Below are 1,801 nucleotides of genomic sequence, written 5' to 3' on the forward strand. Positions count from 1 at the left end.
GTCGATGCCTACCGGATGGTCGGCGACACCTACGACTGCGGCTTCCAGCTCGGCTATCTCGAGGCGACGCTGTCGTTCGCCAAGCGTCATCCGAAGTTCGGCGAGGGCTTCAAGGAGCTCCTGTCGAAGTACGCCGACTGAGCGCTTCGATACGATGCAAAAAAGCCACTCTTCGGAGTGGCTTTTCATGGCCTGCTGTCTATCGTTCGGTCATTTCCAACACGTGGGTAATGTCCTGCACTTTGCCATCCCAGACATAGCGCAGATGCGGTCCCTGGATGGGGATGCTCAGCGCAGGAGGCCGGAAGACCGCGGCACACTCCTGCCCGGGCTCGCGCACGCTGGCATAGAGAATCCCCCATGCACCTTCTGCCCTGAGCCGCGCGGCGAAAGCCTGGGACTGGGCATAGCAGGCCGGGTCCGGGTCATGCAGGTCGGGGTGGTTCGCGCGCACATCGTGCAGCGGCTCGATGATGCTGTTGATGTAGCTGCGCTGGGTGATCTCGACGGAGCCTTCATGGGTCGCAGCGAGAAACCGGCCCAGATGGTAGCGTGTCTCGGCAATCGCCGCGTCCAGGCTACTGGCGCAGTAGTAGACACCGTAAGAGCCGTCGCTGAACCGCGAGGGGCGTCCGATATGGGTGAAGGCTGCCATGATCGGGCTGGAGCCTGGGCCTGAGACGCGATCTTCCACCGGCACCCGCCCAAGCTCGCCGGCTTGCTCGAGCAGCCGGTCGTTGGTCATCGCCTCGATCGCGAAGGCATGCTCGAGCTCCTGCGGATCCAGCGTGTCCTCGAAGACGTCGATCGGGGGAAAGGCGCTGCTGACGATGCGATAGGCGTGCTGCCACTCAGGCGTCTTTTTCGCAAGCCTCATCCCCGAACGCCATCAAGGTAGCGGCGGGTATCCGCCAAATCCATGACTCTGCCATTGAGCATGTAGTCCAGCGCCGAGCGACCGTTGAAGGGAGGTGCAGCATTAGCGCTGTGCACCCAGCCATAGGCTCTTTCGGGACTGTTGCTGAAGATGATCCGCAGCGCCTTGTGGATGCCCATGAGATAGGAGATCCGCTCGAGGGTGTCACGGGGCAGCCGAACCAGCGGCAGCTTCTTGTACTTGTGATAGGTGGTGTTGCCGATACCGCCCAGCAGGACACGCTGCTGCGCTGGCGTGCAGCCCCACTTCTCCATCGTATTGAAGAAGAACTTCAGCGCCACGCGCCCTGCCTCGGGGCTGGCGGTATCGGGGCGTTCAAGGCGTCCTGCGGTTTCCATGCTGGGCCTCTCGATGCTGCCTGACTTCGCATGCGAACCATATCATAAAATACATTCGCATGCGATCAAAGGCGTCGAGCACGTAACGAGCGGGCCAAACCCGGCAACCCATTAGGGCTACTGCATCTGCTCGCCGGGGAAACAGTCCGCGAACTCCACGGCGAAGAAATTGACCCAGACCAGCATGATCAGCGCGCTGAGAGAAGAGAGGCCAAGATAGCAGAGCAGGAAGGTCAACATGGCAAGCACCCGAGCGCAGTCGATCATGGAGATGCCAGCATGCCTGCCGGGCGGGGCCGCCCCGTCCCCCACTGCGTTCAGTGCGTCTTGCCGGAATGAAATGCCGCGACCCTGGAGCGGCATGGGTGATGACCTTCGTCGGTCTAAGGGCATATGAGCCCGATCGTCCCGAGCGGCGCCTGTAAGCGTCAAGGTCGAGTACCAGCTCGGCAACGGGGGCTCCAGTCGAGAGATCGAGCGGCGGCGGTAAGGCCGTGGTTCGACTCGGGCCTCCATGGTGTCTTGC

At 62.1% G+C, this 1,801-nt stretch carries 3 protein-coding genes and 1 pseudogene; 1 reads left to right on the forward strand and 3 read right to left on the reverse strand.

The window, feature by feature from the left end:
* Positions 1-141 (forward strand): annotated as a pseudogene (locus Q376_RS25475) (UTP--glucose-1-phosphate uridylyltransferase); the annotation flags it as partial.
* Positions 142-199: 58 nt separating this feature from the next.
* On the opposite strand, the gene Q376_RS0120730 reads toward Q376_RS25475, so the two are convergent.
* From Q376_RS0120730 to Q376_RS25580, 3 genes are all read right to left on the reverse strand, one after another.
* On the reverse strand, positions 200-877 hold the full coding sequence (locus Q376_RS0120730; RefSeq protein ID WP_027351910.1) for an RES family NAD+ phosphorylase: 678 nt from the start codon (positions 875-877) through the stop codon (positions 200-202).
* Positions 874-1,275, reverse strand: coding sequence for an MbcA/ParS/Xre antitoxin family protein (locus Q376_RS0120735; protein WP_027351911.1), 402 nt, complete (start codon positions 1,273-1,275; stop codon positions 874-876). Before Q376_RS0120735 ends, Q376_RS0120730 begins: the two co-directional genes overlap by 4 nt.
* A 117-nt stretch (positions 1,276-1,392) precedes the next feature.
* Positions 1,393-1,515, reverse strand: a complete 123-nt coding sequence (locus tag Q376_RS25580) for a hypothetical protein (protein ID WP_281173381.1) — start codon at positions 1,513-1,515, stop codon at positions 1,393-1,395.
* Between the last annotated feature and the right edge of the window lie 286 nt (positions 1,516-1,801).

Origin of the sequence: Halotalea alkalilenta DSM 17697 (assembly GCF_000621205.1) — a bacterium.
Taxonomy (GTDB): domain Bacteria; phylum Pseudomonadota; class Gammaproteobacteria; order Pseudomonadales; family Halomonadaceae; genus Halotalea; species Halotalea alkalilenta.

Coding starts and splice junctions, on each gene's coding strand:
- Q376_RS0120730 (WP_027351910.1), bottom strand. CDS start 877: ATGAGGCTTGCGAAAAAGACGCCTGAGTGGCAGCACGCCTATCGCATC.
- Q376_RS0120735 (WP_027351911.1), bottom strand. CDS start 1,275: ATGGAAACCGCAGGACGCCTTGAACGCCCCGATACCGCCAGCCCCGAG.
- Q376_RS25580 (WP_281173381.1), bottom strand. CDS start 1,515: ATGTTGACCTTCCTGCTCTGCTATCTTGGCCTCTCTTCTCTCAGCGCG.